22 protein-coding genes and 1 pseudogene are annotated in these 19,848 nt (G+C 71.0%); 8 read left to right on the top strand and 15 right to left on the bottom strand.

What is annotated here, in order from left to right; genetic code table 11:
* Positions 1–97: 97 nt before the first annotated feature.
* Positions 98–676: a TetR/AcrR family transcriptional regulator gene (locus BS80_RS35765; protein WP_035805820.1), complete on the bottom strand. Its 579-nt coding sequence runs from the start codon at positions 674–676 to the stop codon at positions 98–100.
* 144 nt (positions 677–820) lie between these two features.
* On the opposite strand from BS80_RS35765, the gene BS80_RS35760 reads away from it, so the two are divergent.
* A complete protein-coding gene (locus BS80_RS35760) occupies positions 821–1,582 on the top strand; it encodes an SDR family NAD(P)-dependent oxidoreductase (protein WP_035805818.1) in 762 nt (253 codons plus the stop codon).
* Between the two features lie 105 nt (positions 1,583–1,687).
* On the opposite strand, the gene BS80_RS35755 is transcribed toward BS80_RS35760, so the two are convergent.
* Positions 1,688–2,191, bottom strand: a complete 504-nt coding sequence (locus BS80_RS35755) for a DinB family protein (protein WP_035805816.1) — start codon at positions 2,189–2,191, stop codon at positions 1,688–1,690.
* A 526-nt stretch (positions 2,192–2,717) separates the two neighbouring features.
* Between BS80_RS35755 and BS80_RS35750 the strand changes: the two genes are divergently transcribed.
* Positions 2,718–3,350, top strand: coding sequence for a hypothetical protein (locus BS80_RS35750; RefSeq protein ID WP_198045719.1), 633 nt, complete (start codon positions 2,718–2,720; stop codon positions 3,348–3,350).
* 122 nt (positions 3,351–3,472) lie between these two features.
* Here the strand turns inward: BS80_RS35750 and BS80_RS35745 are convergent, their stop codons facing one another.
* The 5 genes from BS80_RS35745 to BS80_RS35725 form a co-directional block, all read right to left on the bottom strand.
* Positions 3,473–4,045: a hypothetical protein gene (locus BS80_RS35745; protein WP_035805812.1), complete on the bottom strand. Its 573-nt coding sequence runs from the start codon at positions 4,043–4,045 to the stop codon at positions 3,473–3,475.
* A 68-nt stretch (positions 4,046–4,113) separates the two neighbouring features.
* Positions 4,114–4,392 (bottom strand): hypothetical protein, encoded by a 279-nt coding sequence (locus tag BS80_RS35740; RefSeq protein ID WP_157536771.1) that lies wholly within the window; start codon positions 4,390–4,392, stop codon positions 4,114–4,116.
* Positions 4,373–4,675, bottom strand: a complete 303-nt coding sequence (locus BS80_RS35735) for an ImmA/IrrE family metallo-endopeptidase (protein WP_035805807.1) — start codon at positions 4,673–4,675, stop codon at positions 4,373–4,375. The genes BS80_RS35740 and BS80_RS35735 overlap by 20 nt, the downstream gene beginning before the upstream one ends.
* Positions 4,676–4,846: 171 nt before the next feature.
* Positions 4,847–5,635 carry a TnsA-like heteromeric transposase endonuclease subunit gene (locus BS80_RS35730; protein WP_232246770.1) on the bottom strand — a complete coding sequence of 263 codons (789 nt, stop codon included), beginning with the start codon at positions 5,633–5,635 and terminating at the stop codon, positions 4,847–4,849.
* Positions 5,636–5,716: 81 nt separating this feature from the next.
* A complete protein-coding gene (locus BS80_RS35725; RefSeq protein WP_035805802.1) occupies positions 5,717–6,421 on the bottom strand; it encodes a hypothetical protein in 705 nt (234 codons plus the stop codon).
* A gap of 684 nt (positions 6,422–7,105) precedes the next feature.
* On the opposite strand from BS80_RS35725, the gene BS80_RS44225 reads away from it, so the two are divergent.
* Positions 7,106–7,489: a PadR family transcriptional regulator gene (locus tag BS80_RS44225; protein WP_051967632.1), complete on the top strand. Its 384-nt coding sequence runs from the start codon at positions 7,106–7,108 to the stop codon at positions 7,487–7,489.
* Positions 7,490–7,508: 19 nt separating this feature from the next.
* On the opposite strand, the gene BS80_RS35715 is transcribed toward BS80_RS44225, so the two are convergent.
* On the bottom strand, positions 7,509–7,703 hold the full coding sequence (locus BS80_RS35715) for a hypothetical protein (protein WP_198045698.1): 195 nt from the start codon (positions 7,701–7,703) through the stop codon (positions 7,509–7,511).
* Between the two features lie 359 nt (positions 7,704–8,062).
* On the opposite strand from BS80_RS35715, the gene BS80_RS35710 reads away from it, so the two are divergent.
* Positions 8,063–8,767 carry a bifunctional DNA primase/polymerase gene (locus tag BS80_RS35710; protein ID WP_035805798.1) on the top strand — a complete coding sequence of 235 codons (705 nt, stop codon included), beginning with the start codon at positions 8,063–8,065 and terminating at the stop codon, positions 8,765–8,767.
* Positions 8,768–8,805: 38 nt separating this feature from the next.
* Here BS80_RS35710 and map read toward each other — a convergent pair whose 3' ends face one another.
* Entirely contained in the window at positions 8,806–9,654 is an 849-nt protein-coding gene (gene map / locus BS80_RS35705) for a type I methionyl aminopeptidase (protein ID WP_408607463.1), read from the bottom strand.
* A 94-nt stretch (positions 9,655–9,748) separates the two neighbouring features.
* Here map and BS80_RS35700 point away from each other — a divergent pair, with 94 nt between their 5' ends.
* Positions 9,749–9,982, top strand: coding sequence for a hypothetical protein (locus BS80_RS35700; protein ID WP_035805796.1), 234 nt, complete (start codon positions 9,749–9,751; stop codon positions 9,980–9,982).
* A 7-nt stretch (positions 9,983–9,989) separates the two neighbouring features.
* On the opposite strand, the gene BS80_RS35695 is transcribed toward BS80_RS35700, so the two are convergent.
* A complete protein-coding gene (locus BS80_RS35695) occupies positions 9,990–11,315 on the bottom strand; it encodes an MFS transporter (RefSeq protein WP_051967631.1) in 1,326 nt (441 codons plus the stop codon).
* Between the two features lie 126 nt (positions 11,316–11,441).
* Positions 11,442–12,074, bottom strand: coding sequence for a hypothetical protein (locus tag BS80_RS35690; protein ID WP_083975733.1), 633 nt, complete (start codon positions 12,072–12,074; stop codon positions 11,442–11,444).
* A 257-nt stretch (positions 12,075–12,331) separates the two neighbouring features.
* Between BS80_RS35690 and BS80_RS35685 the strand changes: the two genes are divergently transcribed.
* Positions 12,332–12,517 (top strand): hypothetical protein, encoded by a 186-nt coding sequence (locus tag BS80_RS35685; protein ID WP_035805793.1) that lies wholly within the window; start codon positions 12,332–12,334, stop codon positions 12,515–12,517.
* 24 nt (positions 12,518–12,541) lie between these two features.
* On the opposite strand, the gene BS80_RS35680 is transcribed toward BS80_RS35685, so the two are convergent.
* The gene (locus BS80_RS35680; protein ID WP_035805790.1) at positions 12,542–13,351 is read right to left on the bottom strand and encodes a site-2 protease family protein; all 810 of its coding nucleotides are present in this window, start codon (positions 13,349–13,351) and stop codon (positions 12,542–12,544) included.
* 53 nt (positions 13,352–13,404) lie between these two features.
* On the opposite strand from BS80_RS35680, the pseudogene BS80_RS44220 reads away from it, so the two are divergent.
* Both BS80_RS44220 and BS80_RS35675 read left to right on the top strand, forming a co-directional pair.
* A pseudogene (locus BS80_RS44220) lies at positions 13,405–14,347 on the top strand (AfsR/SARP family transcriptional regulator).
* A gap of 89 nt (positions 14,348–14,436) precedes the next feature.
* Complete coding sequence (locus BS80_RS35675; protein ID WP_232246768.1) at positions 14,437–16,896, top strand: ATP-binding protein; 2,460 nt, start codon at positions 14,437–14,439, stop codon at positions 16,894–16,896.
* 25 nt (positions 16,897–16,921) lie between these two features.
* Here the strand turns inward: BS80_RS35675 and BS80_RS35670 are convergent, their stop codons facing one another.
* From BS80_RS35670 to panB, 3 genes are all read right to left on the bottom strand, one after another.
* Positions 16,922–17,755: an ABC transporter permease gene (locus BS80_RS35670; RefSeq protein ID WP_035805788.1), complete on the bottom strand. Its 834-nt coding sequence runs from the start codon at positions 17,753–17,755 to the stop codon at positions 16,922–16,924.
* Positions 17,752–18,780 (bottom strand): ATP-binding cassette domain-containing protein, encoded by a 1,029-nt coding sequence (locus BS80_RS35665; RefSeq protein WP_051967628.1) that lies wholly within the window; start codon positions 18,778–18,780, stop codon positions 17,752–17,754. The genes BS80_RS35670 and BS80_RS35665 overlap by 4 nt, the downstream gene beginning before the upstream one ends.
* A gap of 101 nt (positions 18,781–18,881) precedes the next feature.
* Positions 18,882–19,778: a 3-methyl-2-oxobutanoate hydroxymethyltransferase gene (panB, locus tag BS80_RS35660; protein ID WP_083975732.1), complete on the bottom strand. Its 897-nt coding sequence runs from the start codon at positions 19,776–19,778 to the stop codon at positions 18,882–18,884.
* Between the last annotated feature and the right edge of the window lie 70 nt (positions 19,779–19,848).

The following is a 19,848-nucleotide window of genomic DNA, read 5'->3' as shown; positions in this document are numbered from 1 at the left end:
TGGGTGGGGTGCGGTAGGGCGGCGCCGGCACACCGCGTTGCTCCGTGACGGCTGGCGGGACTCCGACATGTTCAGCCTCCTCGAAGGGGTGATCGCATCAGTCCGTCACGCCGTACCTGAGGCCGTCCAGGATGAGGTCCAGGAGGTGTTCGGCCTGCTCGCGCTGTTCGGGCCTTCCCGAGGCGAGGGCGACGCCGGTCAGGGCGGCGAACATGTCGGTTGCCGCGATGTCCGCCCGGATGGTGCCGGCCGCGGCTGCGGCGTCCAGCAGCGAGGTGAGTGCGGTCATCATCAACTCCCGGCTGTGGGCATAGGGGTTGACGCCGGAGTCGACGACGGCGCGCAGGGCGTCGGCCATGCCCAGTTTCGCCGTGGCGTAGTCGATGAAGTGGCCCATCCAGGCACGCAGCGCCGCGCGTGGCGGCATGGTCGCGAGCAGTTCGGGGGCGGCCTCGCACAGTCGGTTCAGTTCGTTGCGGTAGGCGGCCTCGATCAGGAGTTCCCGGGTCGCGAAGTTGCGGTAGAGCGTGCCGGTCCCGACCCCCGCTTCCCTGGCGATGTGCTCCAGGTGCGCATCCAGTCCCTGTTCCGCGAAGACGCGTACCGCGGTGGAGAGGATCTTCTCCCGGTTGCGCCGTGCGTCGGCCCGCAGCGGGCGCCCGGTGTCCGTACTCATGGGAGGGCTCTTTCGTTGACGAGTTGCTAAGTGGCGGCGCCTCCGCTTACCTTGGCGAAAGTGGCGGCGCCTCCACTTTCGAGTGTAGGGCACCCTGCCGCTGCCGTCCGCAGGCTGCGGGCAACTCACTCAGAGGAGAAAACGATGAGCCTCCCGCTCGAAGGCAAGGTCGCTGTGGTCACCGGTGGCGCGTCCGGGGTCGGCCTGGGTATCGCCCAGGAGTTCGTGGACCAGGGCGCCCGTGTGGTCATCACCGACCTCCAGCAGAAGCAGCTGGACGAGGCGGTCGCCGTGATCGGACCGAACTGCTCGGGCATCGTGGCCGACGTCACCGCGCTCACGGACATGCAGGCCGCGTACGAGGAGGTCAAGGCCCGGTACGGGCGGCTCGACGCCGTCGTCGCCAACGCCGGAATCGGCGCACACGCCCCGCTCGGCGAGATCACCGAGGAGCAGTTCGACCGGACCTTCAACGTCAACGCCAAGGGCGTCCTGTTCACCGTCCAGCCGGCACTGCCGCTGCTGCCGCCCGGCGGCACCGTCGTCATCATCGGCTCGACGGCCTCCATCCAGCCGCCGCGCGGAATGGGCCTGTACGGCGGCTCGAAGGCCGCGGTGCGCGCCTTCATCCGGTCCTGGATCCAGGACATCAAGGGCTCCGGCATCCGCATGAACGTCCTCAGCCCCGGTGCGGTCGACACCGAGTCCCTGCGGCGCGCGCTGGCGATGGCACAGGGCGCCGACCAGGTGGGCGCCGCCGTCCACCGCATGGGCGAGGGCAACCCGACCGGCCGGATCGCCGATCCCCGTGAGATGGGCAAGGCCGCGGCGTTCCTCTCCAGCGATGCCTCCAGCTTCATCACCGGCGTCGAACTCTTCGTCGACGGCGGCATGGCGCAGGTCTGAGGCGCCAGCCGCGACGCGCGCCCAGCGGCCGGGGCCACCGGGGACGCCTCGCGGCCGCCGGAAGCCCGGTGATCGAGGGCGGCAGCCCGGATCGACCTGCCCGGATCAGCCCCGGTTGTGGTCGCCGGTCGAGCCGTCGATGAGCTCGCGCAGGATGTCCAGGTGGCCCGCGTGCCGGGCGGTTTCCGTCGTCATGTGGATGAGTACCCAGCGCAGCGACACGTCATTGCCGGCGTAGGACCTGCCGAGGTCGTCGAGTCCGAGCTCGTCGATCACCTTGTCGGCTGCCGCCCGGGCACGGCCGTAGAACTCCAGTACGTCCGCGGTGGACTCGTGCGGCTCTATCCGCATGTCGGAGGTTTCGTCCACCTCGAAGTCGAACGGCAAGGGCCCCGTTTCGCGGCCGAAGGTCTCGCAGAACCAGCCGAGCTCGGCACCCCCCAGGTGCTTGACCAGCCCCAGCAGGTTCGTCCCCGACGGAGTCATCGGCCGCCGCAGCTGCTCGTCGTCAAGGCCTTCGAGCTTCCACAGCACCGCATCACGATGCCGGTCGAGGGCAACGTACAGACTGTCCTTCTCATCACCGGTGAATGGCACACGCTTTGTCATGCGCGGACCGTAGCAGCACGCCAGGACACCTCACTCCGCAGTGCAGCTGCGTCCCTGGCTCTGTCCGGGGGAGGCCCAAGTCCGAGCTCGGGACCTGACTGAGCGGCTCCAGGGACGGGTGGGACTCGCAGCTGACCAAAACAGGACATCAAGTGTCCCGTCCCGATTTAGCTTGTCGGCAGGGGGTGTCGCTGACCTGCGGATAGGCAAGGTGGGTGGGACAGGACCGCAGTTGGCGTCCCGGAAGACGTTGCCACCCAAGGCGCTTTGAGTGCGACTGTCCCGTTTTAGGTTGCCTGTGGGGCGCGAACCGCAGGCGTGGGACTGGGCTGATCGGACCTGCACTCCCGAAGCTGCCGTGACGTGAATCTGCGGGACAGGCCGCATCCGGCTGTTGACTGTCGGCGTACACAGGTATGTGCTCAGCGGCGTACAGCCAAAGGTGCGCAGCTCGGCGGGGTTGGGTGCTCCAGGAATAGGCATGCGATCCGGGTGGAGATGCCGGACACTTCACCGGGTGATCGTGATGCAGCCCGTCGTGGAGATAGTCGCCCCCGATGCGTTCGGCCTCTGGCCTGTCGCCGAGGTCGAGCGCTTCGGCTTCCAGTCGCTCAGCGGCAAGCTCTCACCCGCCGAGGTCGGGACAGCAGTAATGGGCATCATCCGCTGCAACGACACCGAACCGGACGGCGATCACCCGCCGCGGCCGACCGACCCGCTCAGCTCCTTCCTCCACGGACTGCTGACCCTCGACCCCCTCTTCGCAGCTGGCGGCTTGCGGGTGTCGGACACGTCAACAGGGGTCACCTTCCTGCCCGGGTGCTGCGACGGGCTGGAAGACTGGCGGGACTGGCACCGGCTGATCAACGACGGCGGCTCGCTCTGGTTCGGCCACGATCCCATGTCACCGCTCGCCGAACGCATCGGCGACACCGTCCGGCTCACCGTCGACACCTGCCGACACGACAGCCCGCTGATCGAACTGCCCGTGACCGAGCTCGTCCACCTTCTCGCCGACGCCGAACGCGACCTGGCCGACTTCCTCACACTGGCGGCCGACTGGGCCCCCGCGCACGTGCCCGACCACATCGACTCCGTTACCGCCGCGCTCGCTCGACTATTCGGTCTGCCGGCTCCGGCCTCACCACCAAAGGCGTGAGCAACAGCAGGACGTAGCCGTGTGCTCACCTACGGCCGCGGTGGGCGCGTTCACGTGTACCTGGCTGAGCAGTTCGACATGTACGCCGACATTGGCCTGTGCGCCCGTTTCGAAGCCGTTGATCAGACCCCGAGTCCGGCGCGCTTGGCGACATCCGTGTCGAAGATGACGAGCACATCGTCAGTGCACAAGTAGAACGGCCCAGGCCCGTCAGGCTCGTAAGTGGCCGAGCGGCCGGCGGCGATCCACACCTGACCACTGGCGGTCCGCAGGTGGATGGCCTCCGGCAGCGGAGTCGGAGCGCCGTGCTCCTCGCCGCACCATTGGATGCGACACGACTCGATCGGGCAGGAAAGGATCCCGGTCCAGAGAGGGTGCTCCGTGACCGCGACGCGCGCCGACCCGCCCGGCTCGCCGAGGAGGGAGAGGAAGTCGCGCATAGGCGCCGAGTAGAGCTCGACTCCGTAGCAGTCGAAAGTGTTGCCCCAGATAACCGAGTAGGTGGCGCCGTTGTCCATGGTCAGCTCGACGCCCATCGTGGGCTCGTGCCACGTTCCGTAGTCCCACTCGTCAGGATCGGTACCCTCGTCCCCGACCATCAGTACGAAGTAGTCGACCGCGACGATGGTTCGTCCGCGCAGGCCAACGACGAGTCGTTCGTAGCTGTCGGAGGTCAGGAGCGGCGCGGTACTCACCGGGACATCCTGTCAGTGGCACTTCGACCTGGGCGACCGGATTTCGCGGTCACCGTGAGGGCGGCCTGTCACTTCGCGGCAGTTTCCGGAGTGCGGGCCTGGTCGACCGACAGGTCGAGTCCGCGCATGAGGCCGTTGAGCTCCCAGAGGGGGAGGCAGAGCTGCTCGGCGACGTCGAGCGGCGTGATCCCCTGGGTCTGGAGGGCCTCGAACACGTGGGGCAGCACGTTGCTCTTCTCCGGTGCGGAGTGTTCGCGAAAGCTGAAGGACGCCTTCTTGACCTCGGTGATCGCTCGTCGGAAGGACCATTCCTGCATCAGACCCAGGTCATGCAGGCGATAGGTCAAGGCTTCGGCCGTGACCCCCCCAGATGTGGTTGGCCGTGGTGATCCTCTCGAAGGTGACGTTGCGGAGCATGTGGCTCAAGACTCCGGTGCGGGGCATCAGGAATGCGGCGGCGAACTTGCCGGCCTCGGCGTCCAGAGCTCGCCAGTCCATGCGGGTGTGTTCGGGCCGAAGCACGAGGTGCCCGAGTCCGCGGGCGGCGTCGAGGCGGTCTTGTGCGCCGCGCTGTCCGGGGGCGAGAAAGACGAACGGCGTGTCACGGTGAATGACCGAGAACGAGCCCACGTCTGAGCAGTCCAAACTCCGGCGACGCCATCAAGGTCGGCAGATGCATCGCCGCAGTGCCACCCGCCTCGTCCGCGAGCCGGACCAGCACCCCCGAGATCCCGGCGACGGTTTGCACCCTGCCCTCGAACCTGACCCGATCGCCCGGCCGGATCACCAGCGGAACGCGCATCATCCGGCCAGGCCCCCTTCGGGAGCGGAGCCGACCAAAGTGTCCGGCCCCAGCGGACGTTCACTCAGATCCGCGGTCAGCAGGCGCCGCCAGAGCAGGTGATAGAGCACTGGCAGCACGGCCAACCGGTCCCCGACCGCCGACGCCCCCGCGAACAGGCATCTCGGCTCCGCGAACACCTCCCGCAGCCCCGCAGCTGTCCGCGGCTGCCAGTAGCGCGGATGGCGATAGCCCGCCAGCCAGCGAACGTTGGCCAGCAGCACCGGGGCGATCACCCCAACCCGGCGGAACGACCAGCCCGCCAGCTCGCAGGCCCGAGCCGAGGCCGCGAACGCCTCCGCGTCGCCCGGCTCGATCTGATCATCCGGCCGAACGTCCACCAGCACCGTCGTGCCGTCCGCCAGCCGTACGAAGAAGTCCGGGACGTGGCCTCGCCGTCCCCGCTGTCCCGGCCAGAACAGGCGGAACGGCTGCGACACCAGCCCAACCGCCAGCGGGTCGAAGTCGAACAACATCGCGTGGTCCCGCTCCAGCCGCGACTCGCAGCTGACCACCTGCCCCGTCCGGGCGAACCAGTAGTCCCTGACCACCGAGCGCTGCCCATGGAAGGAGCGCACCTTCCGGACCGGCTCCATCTCCTCGAACCGAGTGGTCCACACCGCGGGCAGCGGCTCGTGCCGCCGGATTCCGCCCTCGTCGACGTACTCGACGGAGAAGACACCAGCCTCGACAGCTGCGGGCGCACTCGCAGCCACCCGTTCCTCGCCCTGTACCCGTGCCAGCTTCACGAGCCAGCTCTTACCGGGCCACGAAGTGCCGAACCGCCAAACCGCCCTATAAGGGGAAATTCAGTGGCTTCGGAGGGCCTGTCAGCTGGACAAGGCGCCGCGCCATACGACTGCTTCGTCCGGTAGCAACCAGATACCAAGCATGAACGGGAAGACCGGACTCAGCGTCAGCCGATGCAACTGCCGTCCATCTTTGAATTCGCCAGGCACAGCATCAACCTTGACTACATGTCGCAGCTCCACATTGAAGACCGCCGTTGACGTCATCGCTCGAAGCCCAGAGCCCCGTTCCAGCGTGATCGTTGCGTCACCGCTCGGTCCAGTCGTCAGCAGCGGCTCGACCGCCCCTGATGCAACCAAGCCATCAGAACGAGCCGGGACGCCAAGATGCCGAGTCGGTCGACGGGTCGTGTCCCGACCAGCCGCGGTCACGGCGGCCGGAGTAGGGATCACGATCGAAGGTGCTGAGTGCCGCCGCACCTCTACGGCCCGACGCGTCAGGGCCAGAACCAGCAGCGCAGCAGTCAGCCCCACGGCCAAGCCAGCTTCCTGGTTCGAGTGGCCCCAGAAGGGGGCGCCCACGATGCCGATGAGGCAGCCGACCATGCTCCCGGACGCGAACGCGCTCACCACGTTCGGGATGACGAACGCGAGGAAGGCCGCTGCGGCACCTATCAGGAGGGCGGCGAGGACCCCGTGCCACCAGGCAGATATGCGCTCGCTGTTCGCGTGTTCAGCGGGGAAGCCGATACCCCAGATGAACACGAACCCGTAGACGATGAACATGTTGCGGATCCCTCGGCAGGCGATGTGAGGGCCACATCATGGCGCACCAGCGCCTGCGGTGTCAGTGGTTCACCGTCCGCGACAACACAGCGGGCGGCGGCAATCTCCAGCGGGACGAAGACCGCTCAGCGGCAAGCTCGCTCGGGATGGGCGTGCCTGCTGTTCATCGGAGCGGGAACCTCACGCCGGACGAAACGCGAACCGGACAAGACACGGTGGACGGCGGCAACCTACGCCGGGACAGGACATCAAGCCTCGTCGCATCGAGACAGTCGCCGATATATCGGTGAGCGTTGACGAGCGACCGTTAGCGATATATCGTCGAAGTATCGAGACAGTACTTCGACAGGAGGTGCTGCCGATACATCGAGAGGTGGTGCGCATCATGCGCGCGGAATATTCGTTCGGACCCGGCCCTGGCGGCCGGGGCAGGCGTGAGCAGGGCAGGCGGCGCGGGCCCGGGTTCGGGGGCTGCCGGGGGACGGCGGGGAGCGCGTCGAGGGGCGCGGGCGCGGGGGGTTCGGGCCGCCGTTCGGCGGTGGCGGGCCCTTCGGTGGCGGGCCGTTCGGCGGGGGTGGGCCGTTCGGGCACGGCGGTGGAGGCCGGGGGCGCGGGCGGCACGGTGGCCGGGCGCGGCGTGGGGACGTTCGTGCCTCGCTGCTGGCGCTGCTCAAGGACCGGCCGATGCACGGCTACGAGATGATCACCGAGATCGGTGAGCGGACCGAGGGCGCCTGGCGCCCCAGCCCGGGTTCGGTCTACCCGACCCTCCAGCTACTGGAGGAGGAGGGGCTGATCGTGGCTCAGGAGTCCAGCGGGAAGCGGCTGTTCGAGCTGACGGAGGCCGGTCGCGCCGAGGCCGAGGCCGGCCCGGCGGAGCCGTGGATGCAGACCGGCCGCGAGGTCGGCTGGGAGGCGGTCCAGGAGGTCGGCCAGGCACTCGCCTCGGTGGACCACGCCATTCGCCAGGTGATGGGCACCGGCACCGAGGAGCAGCGCGCCAAGGGGCTCGCGGTCCTCGTCGAGGCCCGCAAGAAGCTCTACCTCATCCTGGCCGAAGAGGCGTGAGAAGGAGCACAGGGGCGGGTTATTCCGGTGGCGGTGCGTACTCGTACCGCCACCGGGAGCGTCCCTTGGCGTCGTACTCCTTGGCCCGGACGTAGCGCAGCGTCTCGGCCGGAACGTCCCCGTGCGCGGGCACCGGCACCCGGTAGACCTTGGGGACGCTGTGAAACGGCGACAGCAGGATGGGCAGGACCTGGCCGTCCAACGGCCCTCCCACGAATTCGGTGTCCGCACTCCTCATCCGCCCAGCTTCGCACCTGATCGGGTACGGACCCAAACCCCTGGGTCCGCAGGAGCCCGGCGCTCCCTTATCCTGCTCAGTACGCCCCCGGGGTTCACCCGGGTCAGCGGCCCCGTGCGGGCCGGGTGGCGCGCGGAAACGCGCCTTCCCGCCGAGCCTTCCGTTCTCGCGCTCCGCACTGTGGACCAAGGCGTCGGCCGACCGGTGACCCCGGCTACGGCTGCCCGGCCGATTGACCTGATGCCCCCGGGAAGCAGCGGGTGGCGCGGGACGTTGCGTCGGATGTGCGTCGAGCGCTGTGCCACACCAGACACAGCGGGTGCGAAAGGGGACCGATGGAAGCCAGCAGCAGGTGGACCACGTGGTGGCAGCGACGCGATCAGCGCACCGGAACGGACACCGGCGGCGCGACTTCCCCGGCTGCCCGGCTCGATCTGCTACTGGCCGCCGTCCGGGCCGGCTTCCCGCTCGCCCCGGCCGCCCATCCGGCCGGCCATCGCTGTTCCTGCGACCGGGTCGGCTGTCCGGCCCCGGCCCAGCACCCGGTCTCGTTCGCCTGGCAGTCCCAGGCCACCACCGACGCCGAGCAACTCGCCCGCTGGCTCTCCCGTGACCCGCAGGCCAACTTCATCACCGCCACCGGCCGGGCCCACGACGTCCTGGACGTACCGGTTTCGGCGGGCAAACTGGCGCTGGAGCGGCTGACCGAGGCGGGCGTCGGGGGCCCGGTGGCCGCGGTCGGCGAGGATCGCTACCTCTTCTTCACCGCCACCCGCGGTACCCCCGCGGACGAGGACGAGTGGTGGTCCAGTGCGCTGGACACCCACCCCGACACGGTCTCCGAGCACCCCGGCCTGCGCTGGCACTGCCGCGGCTCGTACACCCTGCTGCCCCCGGCCGCGCTGCCGGACGGCTCCGAGGTGCGCTGGCTGCGCGGCCCCGAGCAGCCGCTGCCGGACGCGCTGCGCGTGCTGGACGTGCTGACGGACGCCTGCACCGAGGTCGGCGCGGTCGCCGAGGAGCAGTGGCTGATCGGCTGACCGGCCGTCAAACGGACGCGGGGGCAGTGGGGAAGGCGTCAGGGGAGGGTGAGGACCTCGGCGCCGTCGGCCGTGACCACCAGCGTGTGTTCGAACTGCGCGGTGCGCTTGCGGTCCTTGGTGACCACGGTCCAGCCGTCCGCCCAGATCTCGTAGTCGTACGTGCCCAGGGTGAGCATCGGCTCGATGGTGAAGGTCATCCCGGGCTTGATCACCTCGGTGGCCCGCTCGCTGTCGTAGTGCGGCACGATCAGGCCGGAGTGGAACGACGTGTTGATCCCGTGCCCGGTGAAGTCCCGGACCACGCCGTAGTCGAACCGCTTGGCGTAGGACTCGATGACCCGGCCGATGACGTTGATCTGGCGGCCGGGCTTGACCGCCTTGATCGCCCGGGCGAGCGACTCCCGGGTGCGCTCGACCAGCAGCCGCGACTCCTCGTCCACGTCGCCGCACAGGTAGGTGGCGTTCAGGTCGCCGTGCACCCCGTGGATGTAGGCGGTGGCGTCGATGTTGACGATGTCGCCGTCCTGAAGGACCGTCGAGTCCGGGATGCCGTGGCAGATCACCTCGTTGACCGAGGTGCAGATCGACTTCGGGAAGCCCCGGTAGCCCAGGTCGGACGGGTAGGCGCCGTGGTCGCACATGTAGGTGTGGGCGACGGCGTCGAGTTCGTCGGTGGTGACCCCCGGCGCGATCAGCTTCGCGGCCTCCGCCATCGCCTGTGCGGCGATCCGGCCGGCGATCCGCATCTTGTCGATGGTCTCCGCGCTCTGCACCTCGGGTCCGGTGTACGGCGTCGGCGCGGGCTTGCCGACGTACTCCGGACGGGCGATGTGCGCCGGAACCTTGCGGACGGGGGACTGGGTGCCGGGAACGAGGTGAGCCATGGCCGCGATTCTATCCCGCAGGCCCGTTCCACCCCGGTTGTGTGTGCGAGCGGGACGGCCGGGAATGATCTCCCTGAACGAGAGGAAGAGGCCCATGCCCCTGGGATTCGGCCGCAAGCCCACCGGAAAGCCGGGCGAGTGGTTCTACTGCGTCAAGCACGGCAAGGTCGAGGAGGGCCCGGAGTGCCCGGCCAAGGACCGGCTCGGTCCGTACGCCACCCGTGAGGAGGCTGCGCACGCCCTGGAGACGGCCGCGGAGCGCAACCGGGAGTGGCAGAACGACCCACGCTGGGACGACCGTCCCGCCGAGGACCGCGAGCAGGACTGACCCGGCGTCAGGCCGCCGGTGCGACGTCGGTGGCCTCGGCCGTCCGCTCCCGCTGGGCGCGGACGGCCGCGACGTGCGGGTCGGTCCTGGAGTCGTAGGCGAGGAGCTTCGGCAGTACGGCGGCAAGTCCCAGCACCCCGGCCACGCAGGCCACCCCGCCCATCCAGACCGAGCCGCGCACCCCGACCAGCCCGGCCATGCCGCCGGCCCGGACCTGGCCGAGCTGCGGTCCCACCGAGTAGCTCAGCAGCTCCACCCCCGCCAGCCGGCCGCGCAACTCGTCCGGAATGGACTGGTTCCAGATGGTCGACCGGCCCATCCCGCTGACCATGTCCGCCCCGCCCGCGACCGCCAGGAAGAACAGCACCAGCCAGAGGTTGCCCACCAGCCCGGCCAGCGCCATCGCGGCGCCCCAGCCGAGCGCGGCCAGGACCACCATCCGGCCGTGCCGGTGCACCCCGGACGCCCACCCGCTGGTCGCCGAGACCAGCAGGCCGCCGACCGCCGAGGCGCCGTACAGCAGCCCCAGCGCCCAGTGCGCGTGCAGGTCGTCGGCGAGGAACGGGAAGATCGCGACGGGGAACGCGAAGAGCATCGCGACGATGTCCACCACGTAGGTGCCCAGCAGCTCCGGACGGCTCCAGGCGTACTTCACCCCCGCCACGACCGCCGCGACGGACGGCTTCTCGGCGCCGCTGGGCGGCGGCACCGCGCTCAGCTTGGCGAGCAGCAGCAGCGAGATCGCGAAGGTGGCGACGTCCAGCGCGTACGCGGTCTGCACGCCCGCGAACGCGACCACGAATCCCGCCAGCGCCGGGCCGAGCACCGAGCTCGTGCTGCGGTAGAGCGAGAGCAGCGCGTAGGCGGCGGTCATCTGGTCGTGCTCGACGATGCGCGGGACGAGCGTGTCCAGGGCCGGGCGTTGCAGGCCGTCCACGGCCGCGACCATGGCGGTGACCAGGTAGATCGGCCAGAGCACCGGGTGCGGCAGCAGGGCGTTGACCAGCAGCAGGGCGATCAGCAGGCCGAGCCCGGCCTCCGAGGCGAGCACCAGCTTGCGCCGGTCGAGCGCGTCGGCCAGCGCACCGCCCCAGAGTCCGAAGACGATCAGCGGCAGCAGTTCGACGGCGCCGATCAGGCCGACCGCGAGGTAGGAGCCGGTGAGTTCCTTGACCTGCAACGGGACCGCGACGTAGGTGAGGAAGCTGCCGAAGGAGGAGATGCAGCCCGAGCCCCAGAGGAGCCGGAAGTCCCGGGAGGTGCGCCAGGGGGTCAGGTCCGGCCGGATTCTGCTGAACAGGCTGCTGCTGGTACTTCGGCTGTCGTCACTCACGGGAGGTCATGATGCGCGGGCCCGGCGCCAGGGGCAACGGGATTTCCGCCCGCAGCCCGCAGCCCGCAGCCCGGCGCCCGCAGCCCGCAGCCCGCAGCCCGGCGCCCGCCGATGAACGCCGCCACGTCACCAGCGGTTGACCGGCTCCGTACTGAACGTCGCCAGCAGGCGCGAGAGCCGGGAGCCGGCCCGCCGCCGCTCCCCGGCCGCCGCGCTGACCAGGTGCTGGACGAGGTCGAAGCCCGGTTCGTCCGGGCTGTCCACCGTCAGGCTCTCGTGCGCGAGCGAGGCCAGCTCCTGGTCGCCGGCCTCCAGCGTCAGAACGGTCGCCCCGGCGCGGCGGGCGTCCTGTACCCGGTCCAGCAGGACGGCGCCGGCCGCTACCGGTGTGACCACCAGGACCGTCTCGCCGCGCCGGGCGTCGGTCAGCCGCCGCAGGTCGTGCCGCAGATGCGCGGGCGCCCCGGCCGGGACCCGGTGGCGCACCAGCGCCGGCGCCAGCAGCGGGGCGCCGGACCAGGCCGCTTCGTCCTGCAGGTGCGCGGCCAGGTGCCAGGGCTCGTGCTGCGGGGCGCCGACCAGCAGCAGCCCGCGGGCGGAGCGCCGGGTGACCGACCCGCGCAGCGCCCCGGCGAAGGCGCGGGTCGCCGCGAGCAGACCCGAGCCGGCGCCGGGCGCGCCGTGCCGCCCGCCGCCGTGCTGCCCGCCGAGTCGTTCGTCGAGCTGTTCGGTGAGTTCCGACACTCGCTTCGCGTCCATGCGCACCAGGATGGAGCCGTCGGCGGATCCCCGAAAGGCTCTTCGGCGCAGGGTCCCCCGATCCGGTGACCGCGCGGGCGGCTTGGGCCCGAGGACGACCGGTACGTGGCGTTCCGCGACGCTCCGCGATCGGACGGCGACCGTTGCGTGAAGATCGTGTGGCGACACGGCGGCCCGGACCTCACCCGGATGCCGGCCTCCGCGGACCGTCGGTGAGAATGAAGGCCGACAGACCCCGACCCCTGGAGCCGGCTGCCATGCCCCGCAACGCCCTGTATGCCTCGATCGTCTTCGTCCTCGCGGTCGCCGCCGCCGTGGTCTCCTTCGTGCAGGGCAACTGGTTCGGCGTGATCTGGGTGCTGCTGGGCGGCCTCTCCAGCAACATGGCGTGGTTCTACCTCCGCAAGGAGCGCCTCAACCAGGCGGCCGAGCGCAACGGCTGAACGGACGGACCGGAGTGCGTCCGGTCAGTGCGTCCAGAAGCGGAACAGGTACTGCCCGGCCTCCGCGAACCCGTCCTGGACGCCGAACAGGCCGAGGATGTCGTGCACCAGGCCGAAGAACCACTGGTTCACCTGCGACTGCCAGAGCACCACGAAGACCGCCATCAGCCCGTACGGCGCGAACGGCTGCACCGCGCGGCGGGTCTTCAGTGACAGCCAGGGTTCGATGATCCCGTAGCCGTCCAGCCCGGGCACCGGCAGCAGGTTCAGCAGTGCGGCGCTCACCTGGAGCAGGCCGAGGAAGGACAGCGCGGCGGCGAAGGAGCTCACCGGGTAGCCGTCGACCGCGACGGTGGCCGGCAGGTCGTCCAGCCAGCCGGCGCCGACCGGGACCAGCAGCAGCACCGCGCAGAGCAGGTTCACCAGCGGCCCGGCCGCCGAGATCAGGCTGTGCTTGAGCCGCCCCTGGATGCGGTGGCGCTCGATGAAGACCGCGCCGCCGGGCAGGCCGATGCCGCCGAGGATCACGAAGACCACCGGCAGGACGAAACTCAGCACGGCGTTGGCGTACTTGAACGGATTGAGCGTCAGATAGCCCTTGGCGCCGACCGTGATGTCCCCGCCGTGCAGCGCGGTCCGGGCGTGCGCGTACTCGTGCAGGCAGAGCGAGACCATCCAGCCGGCCACCACGAAGAGGAAGACGCCGAAGCTCGCTGTGCCGTAGCCCGTCCACACCGCCCAGCCGGAGGTGCCCAGTATCGCCAGCAGGACCCAGAACACCGGGCTGATCCGGCGCTCCTCGCGGCTCGGGCGGCGCGTGTCGGCATAGCTCATGGTGTTCGGGTCTCCGGGGGGACTGGGCATCGGGCGGTCGGACCCGACCGATCATGCCGGGCGGTGCGGCTGCGGACAAACGACGGCTGAGCGAACACTGGGCGGGCGCCGGGCGGAGGCGCATCCTGCTCCCGGCCTCCCGCAGAGGGGAACGTCCGCAGCCCGGTCCCCGGTTCCGTTCCGGCTACCGACAGAATGGACAGGTGCACTACGGCATCCTCGGTACCACCACGGCCCACCACGACGACGGCACCCAGGTCCCGCTCGGCGGCGCCCGGCTGCGCGCGCTGCTCGCGGCGCTGGTCCTGCGCCAGGGCCGGCCGGTCCCGGCCGACACACTGGTCGCCGAGGTCTGGGACGGTGAGCAGCCGCAGGACTCGGCCGCGGCGTTGCAGACCCTGGTCGGGCGGCTGCGCCGGACCGTCGGACGGGACGAGATCGGCTCGGGGCCCGGCGGCTACTGGCTGACCGGGCGGGACACCGACCTGGGACGGTTTCAGGAGCTGGCCGAGCGCGGCCGCACCGCCCTGGAGGCGGGTCGGCCGGAGCAGGCCGCGCAGGAGCTGCGGGCGGCTCTGGCGCGGACCGGTGCTGGCGGACCTGCCGGACCCCTCGGGCAGCGCCGTCCGGCTGGAGGCCCAGCGCTCCGAGGCGCTGCGCCGGCGGATCGCCGCCGACCTGGAGCTCGGGCGGGCCGCCGAGCTGACCGCCGAGCTGGCCGGCCTCTGCGCGGACCGGCCACTGGACGAGCCGCTGCACGTGCTGTGGATCCGCGCCCTGCACGAATCCGGGCGTACGGCCGAGGCGTTGAGCCGCTACGACGCGGTGCGGCGGGCTCTGGCGGACCGACTCGGCGCCGACCCCGGTGCTCAACTCACCTCCCTCTATCGCGAGTTGCTGTCCAGTGACGGCAGCCCCGCCACCCCGGCGCCGGCCCAGGCCGTCACCCCGCCCCCGTCACCGCAGCCCCGGCCGGCAACCTGCGGGCTCGGCTGACCAGCTTCGTCGGCCGCGAGCAGGATCTCGCCACGCTGGCCGACCTGTTGGGGCTGGGCTCTGAACCGGCCCGGGCCACCGCCCGGTTGGTGACCCTGACCGGCCCGGGCGGCTCGGGCAAGACCCGGCTCTCGGTCGAGGCCGGCCGCCGCGCCCAGTCGGCCGGGTGCTGGCCCGACGGCACCTGGCTGGCTGAACTCGCCCCGCTGGAAAGCCCGTCGGCGGTGCCGGGCGCGGTGCTCTCGGCGCTCGGCCTGCGCGGCACGGTGCTGCACCTGGCCGATGCCGCCGAGGGACGCCCGGAGGACCCGCTGCGCCGGATCATCGAGCACTGCGGCCCCGGCCGGATGCTGCTGATCCTGGACAACTGCGAGCACCTGATCCAGGCCGCCGCCGAACTGGCTGACCAACTGCTTACCGAATGCCCGGGGTTGACCATCCTGGCGACCAGCCGCGAGCCGCTCGGAGTGCCCGGGGAGGTGGTCCTGCCGGTCGAGCCGCTGCCCGACTCGACGGCGCTGCGGCTGCTCGCCGAGCGCGGCGCCGCCGCCCGTACCGGCTTCGACCCGGCCGACGACCCGGCCGCCTGCGCGGAGATCTGCCGCCGGCTGGACGGCCTCCCGCTCGCCATCGAGCTGGCGGCCGCCCGGCTGCGCAGCATGGCGCCGGCGCAGCTGGCCACCCGCTTGGACGGCCGGTTCGCCCTGCTCACCAGTGGCAGCCGGACGCTGCTGCCGCGTCAGCAGACGCTGCGCGCGGTGGTCGACTGGAGCTGGGAGCTGCTGGACGCGCGCGAGCGCGCGGTGCTGCGCCGGCTCTCGGTCTTCGCCGGCGGCTGGACCCTGGAGGACGCCGCCCAGGTCTGCGCCGACGCCGTCGACGTGCGGGCCGAGGACGTCGCCGACCTGGTCTTCTCGCTGGTCGACAAGTCCCTTTTGGTGGCCGGCCTGGACCAGGACGGCCCGCCGCGCTACTGGATGCTGGAGACCATCCACGAGTACGCCGCCGAGCGGCTGGCCGAGGCGGTCGAACCCGAGGTCGCCCTGCGCCACCTGGCCTGCTTCCGCGAGGTGGTGCGCACCGCCGAGCTCCATCAGCATGGCGCCCGGCAGGTGCACTGGCTGGGGGTGCTGGAGCGCGAGAAGGACAACGTCCGGGCGGCGCTGCGCCGCGCGGTGGACATCGGCGCCGAGTCCGACGCGCTGGTGCTGACGCTGGGCATGTCCTGGTTCTGGGCCCTGCGCGACTACCGCGAGGAGTCCCGGAGGTGGTTCGAGGCGGTGGCCGCACTGGGCCCCGACCCGTACGCCGACGACGCGCCGGCGCCGCAGCCGCTGGACCGCCGGCTGCCGGAGTACCCGCTGCCGATGTCCGAGCCGGTACTCCAGGAGGCCCGCCGCCAGCTGCGACTCCTGCTGCTGGTCAGCAAGTTCGACGGCGGCATGGACGTGATCGGCGACGAGGACGGCGCCGAGCTGGCCGAGCGGGTGCTGCGGCTGTACACCCCCGACCTGCCGCAGTCGTACACGATCACGCCGCTGCTGCGGATCTTCGCGGCCTTCCTGTCCGGCTGGGTCGACCGGATGGAGGAGTTGATGGACGACGCGGTGGCGGGCTGCCGCCGCTACGGCCGGGACACCGCACTGGCGTTCAGCCTGCAACTGCGGGCGAAGCTGTCCAACGACCGGGTGGGCGGCCAGGCGCAGGCCGAACGGGACAGTACCGAGGCGTTGGAGATCTACACCCGGCTGGAGGACGTCTGGGGCATGGCCGAGGCCCTCGGCGCACTGGCCGAGACGGCCTCGCACGGCGGTGATCCGGCCGCGGCCGCACCCTTCTACCGCCGGGCCATCGAGCTGGCCGACCAGCTGGGCGCCACCCAGGACGCGCCGGTCCTGCGGGTGCGGCTGGGCGAGGCGCTGCTGGCGACTGACGAGGCGGCGGGGGAGAAGATGATCATCGAGGCGCTGGCCGGTCTGCGGCCCGGCTCCATCGCCTCGGCCGGCCCGCTGTTCTACGGGCACATGGTGCTCGCCGCGCTGTACAGCGACCGTGGTGACTTCGCCGACGCCGAGCGGCAGTTGGACCGGCTGGACGAGGTCAACGGTCACCTCGGCCCGGCCGTCCCCGGCGTCTTCCACGGCATGCTGGCCTGTGCGCGCGGCCTGGTGGTCGCGCGCGGTGGTGACCTGCCGCGCGCGCTGGAGTACCTGAGGCAGGGGCGCAGCCGGCTGAGGGCGGTCTCGGGCTCCGCCACGGTCTTCGCCCAGCACGTCACGATGATGACCATGCCGCTCGCCATCGGCGTCCTGGTGCTGCTGGCCGAGCGGGAGGCGGACCCCGAACTGTCCCGGCGGCTGGCCCTGTTGTTCGGGGCGCATGGCGGGCAGATGGTGAACGGCTCCTACCTCCAGCAGCGCGAGCACGACCGCAGCCGCGACATGCTGGTCGCCCAGCTCGGCGAGCCGGAGTACCAACGGGCATACGCCGAGGGCGGCGACCTCCCCTGGGAGGAGGCCGTCGCCCTGCTGGACGGGCTGGTCGGCTGAGCGGCCGGCTGGCTGACCAGCCCGATCAGGCCTTCTTGCGGAACCGTGCCACCGCCAGCGGCGCGGTGATCGCGGTGACCGCCACCGACCAGACCAGCACCATGGTCACCGAGTGGGCCAGCGGCCCGCCGTTGATCAGGCTGCGGCAGGCGTCCGCCAGGTTGGAGAGCGGGTTGTAGCGGGTGAAGGTCTGCAGCCAGTGCGGCATGGTGCTGGTCGGGGCGAAGATCGAACTGCCGAACTGCAGCGGCATGATCACTATCATGCTCACGCCCTGGACGGCCTGGGCGCTGCGCATCACCAGGCCGAGCAGCATCGAGATCCAGACCATCGACATGCCGAAGACCATCGAGAGGCCGACGGCGGCGAGTACTCCCAGCGGACCGGTCTTGAGCTGGAGCCCGAGGATCAGCGAGAAGCTGATCAGGACGGCGAAGGAGATCATCCCGCGGCAGGCCTCGGCCAGCATCTTTCCGATCAGCACCGAGGAGCGGGCGATCGGCAGGGTCCGGAAGCGGTCCATCACGCCGGTCTGGAAGTCGGTGTTCAGTCCGGTCCCGACGGCCATCGCCAGGTTGAGGCCGGTGGTGCCGAGCAGCCCGGGGATCATGTACTGCTTGTACTCCTGCTGACTGCCCGAGACGGCGCCGCCGAAGACGTAGACGAAGAGCAGGGTGAAGATGATCGGCACCAGCAGCGCGTCGAGCATCGACTCCGGGTCGGCCTTGATCCGTACCAGGTTGCGCCTGGTCAGCGCGCCGATGTGGCGCAGGTTGCCGGCCAGGCCGATCCGGCTGTCCGGCTCGGCGTAGGCCGCGGCGGCGGGGTGGGTGGCGGCGGGGTAGGTCGCGGTGCTCATGCCTGGGTCTCCTTGTCGGCCGGTGCGCTGCCGGACTTGCCGGTGATGGTGAGGAAGACCTCGTCCAGGCTCGGCACCTGGGTGTCGATGCCCGCCACGCCGAATCCGCGGGTGCCCAGCACCCCGATGACGGCGGTCAGTTGCTCGTCGCCGGTGATCGGCACCGCGAGCACTCCGGCATCGGCCGAGACGGTCGCTCCGAGGATCCCGGCCTCGGCCAGGCAGCGGGCCATCTCCGGGAGTTCGGCCGGGTGGGTGGCCCGTACCTGCAGGGTCTGGCCGCCCACCTGGGCCTTCAGGCCCGCCACCGACCCGGCGGCGATCACCCGGCCCCGGTCGATCACCGTGAGGTCGTCGGCCAGCTGCTCGGCCTCCTCCATGTACTGGGTGGTGAGCAGCACGGTCGACCCCTCGCGGACCATCCGCTGCACCTCGTCCCAGACCTCGTTGCGGGTGCGCGGGTCCAGGCCGGTGGTCGGCTCGTCCAGGAAGAGCACCTGGGGCCGGCCGATCATGCTCGCCGCCAGGTCGAGCCGGCGCCGCATGCCGCCCGAGTAGGTCTTGGCCTCGCGCTTGGCGGCCTCGGTGAGCGAGAAGCGCTCCAGCAGCTCGGTGGCGCGGGCCTTGGCCTCCTTGCGCGAGAGGTCGAGCAGCCGGCCGATCAGGTAGAGGTTCTCGTAGCCGGAGAGCAGTTCGTCGACCGAGGCGTACTGGCCGGTCAGGCCGATCGTGCGGCGCAGCTGCTTGGGCTGGCGCAGGACGTCGAACCCGCCGACGAAGGCGCTGCCGGCGTCCGGTTTGATCAGCGTGGAGAGCACCCGGATCAGCGTGGTCTTACCGGCTCCGTTCGGCCCGAGCACGCCGCGCACGGTGCCCTGCTGGACGGTGAGGTCGACGCCGTCCAGCGCCTTGGTCTCGCCGAAGTGCTTGACGATGCCGCGGGCCTCCACGGCGTTGCCGGAGTCGGTCCGGCTCTCGGTGTGCTGCTGCCCCTGGTCGTTCGGGGCGGTTGCGGTCTGTGTCATGCCCCCAGGTTGTCCGGCCGTGCTGTCAGCCCGCTGTCAGGGCGCTGTCGCCACCGACAGCGGGCTGTCATACCGGTCCCGCGGTTCCTACCCGGCCCGCGTCAGTGGAAGCTGTGCTCCGCGGCCGGGAAGCTGCCGCCCGTCACGTCGGCGGCGAACTCCCTTGCGGCGTCGCCGAGTACGGCGCGCAGGTTGGCGTACTGCTTGACGAACTTCGGGACCCGTCCGGCGGTCATCCCGGCCATGTCCGTCCAGACCAGCACCTGGGCGTCGCAGTCGGGACCGGCGCCGATGCCGACGGTCGGGACCGCCAGCGACTCGGTGACCTGGGCCGCCAGCTCGGCCGGGACGGCCTCCAGCACCACGGCGAACGCGCCGGCCTGCTGGACGGCCTTGGCGTCGCGCTGCAGCTTGTGCGCCGCCTCGTCGCCGCGGCCCTGGACGGGGTAGCCGCCCAGCGCGTGCACGGACTGCGGGGTGAGGCCGATGTGGGCCATCACCGGCACCCCGGCGTCGACCAGCAGCTCGATGGTGCGGGCACTGCGCTCGCCGCCCTCCAGCTTGACCGCGCCGACCCCGGCCTCCTTCATCAGCCGGGCCGCGTTGCGCAGCGCCTGGGCGGGGGACTCCTGGTAGGAGCCGAACGGCATGTCGCCGACGACCATGGCGCGCTTCGTTCCGCGCACCACGGCTGCGGACAGCATCGTCATCTCGTCCATGGTGACCGGCACGGTCGTCTCGTACCCGAGGTGACAGTTGCCCGCCGAGTCGCCGACCAGCAGGACCGGGATGCCGGCCTCGTCGAAGACGCCGGCGGTGAGCGCGTCGTACGCGGTGAGCATCGCCCACCGCTCGCCGTGCTGCTTGGCGGCGGCCAGGTCGCGGACGGTGACGCGGCGGTTGGTGATCCCGCCGTAGAGAGAGGTGCCCACCGAGGTGGAGGCCGGGGCCGAACCCGCGGTCGGCGTCTGGGCAGGCGAAAGCGGAGAAGCGTTCATCGAACTGGCTCCTGAAGGGTTGTCGTCTCGTGGCGCCGTGCGGCGTCCCCGGATCCCCTCCATGCTTGCA

It is taken from the genome of Kitasatospora mediocidica KCTC 9733, assembly GCF_000744225.1.
Lineage (GTDB): Bacteria > Actinomycetota > Actinomycetes > Streptomycetales > Streptomycetaceae > Kitasatospora > Kitasatospora mediocidica.
The sequence above is the reverse complement of the archived record's forward strand: the minus strand, read 5'-3'. Positions and strand labels throughout refer to the sequence as shown.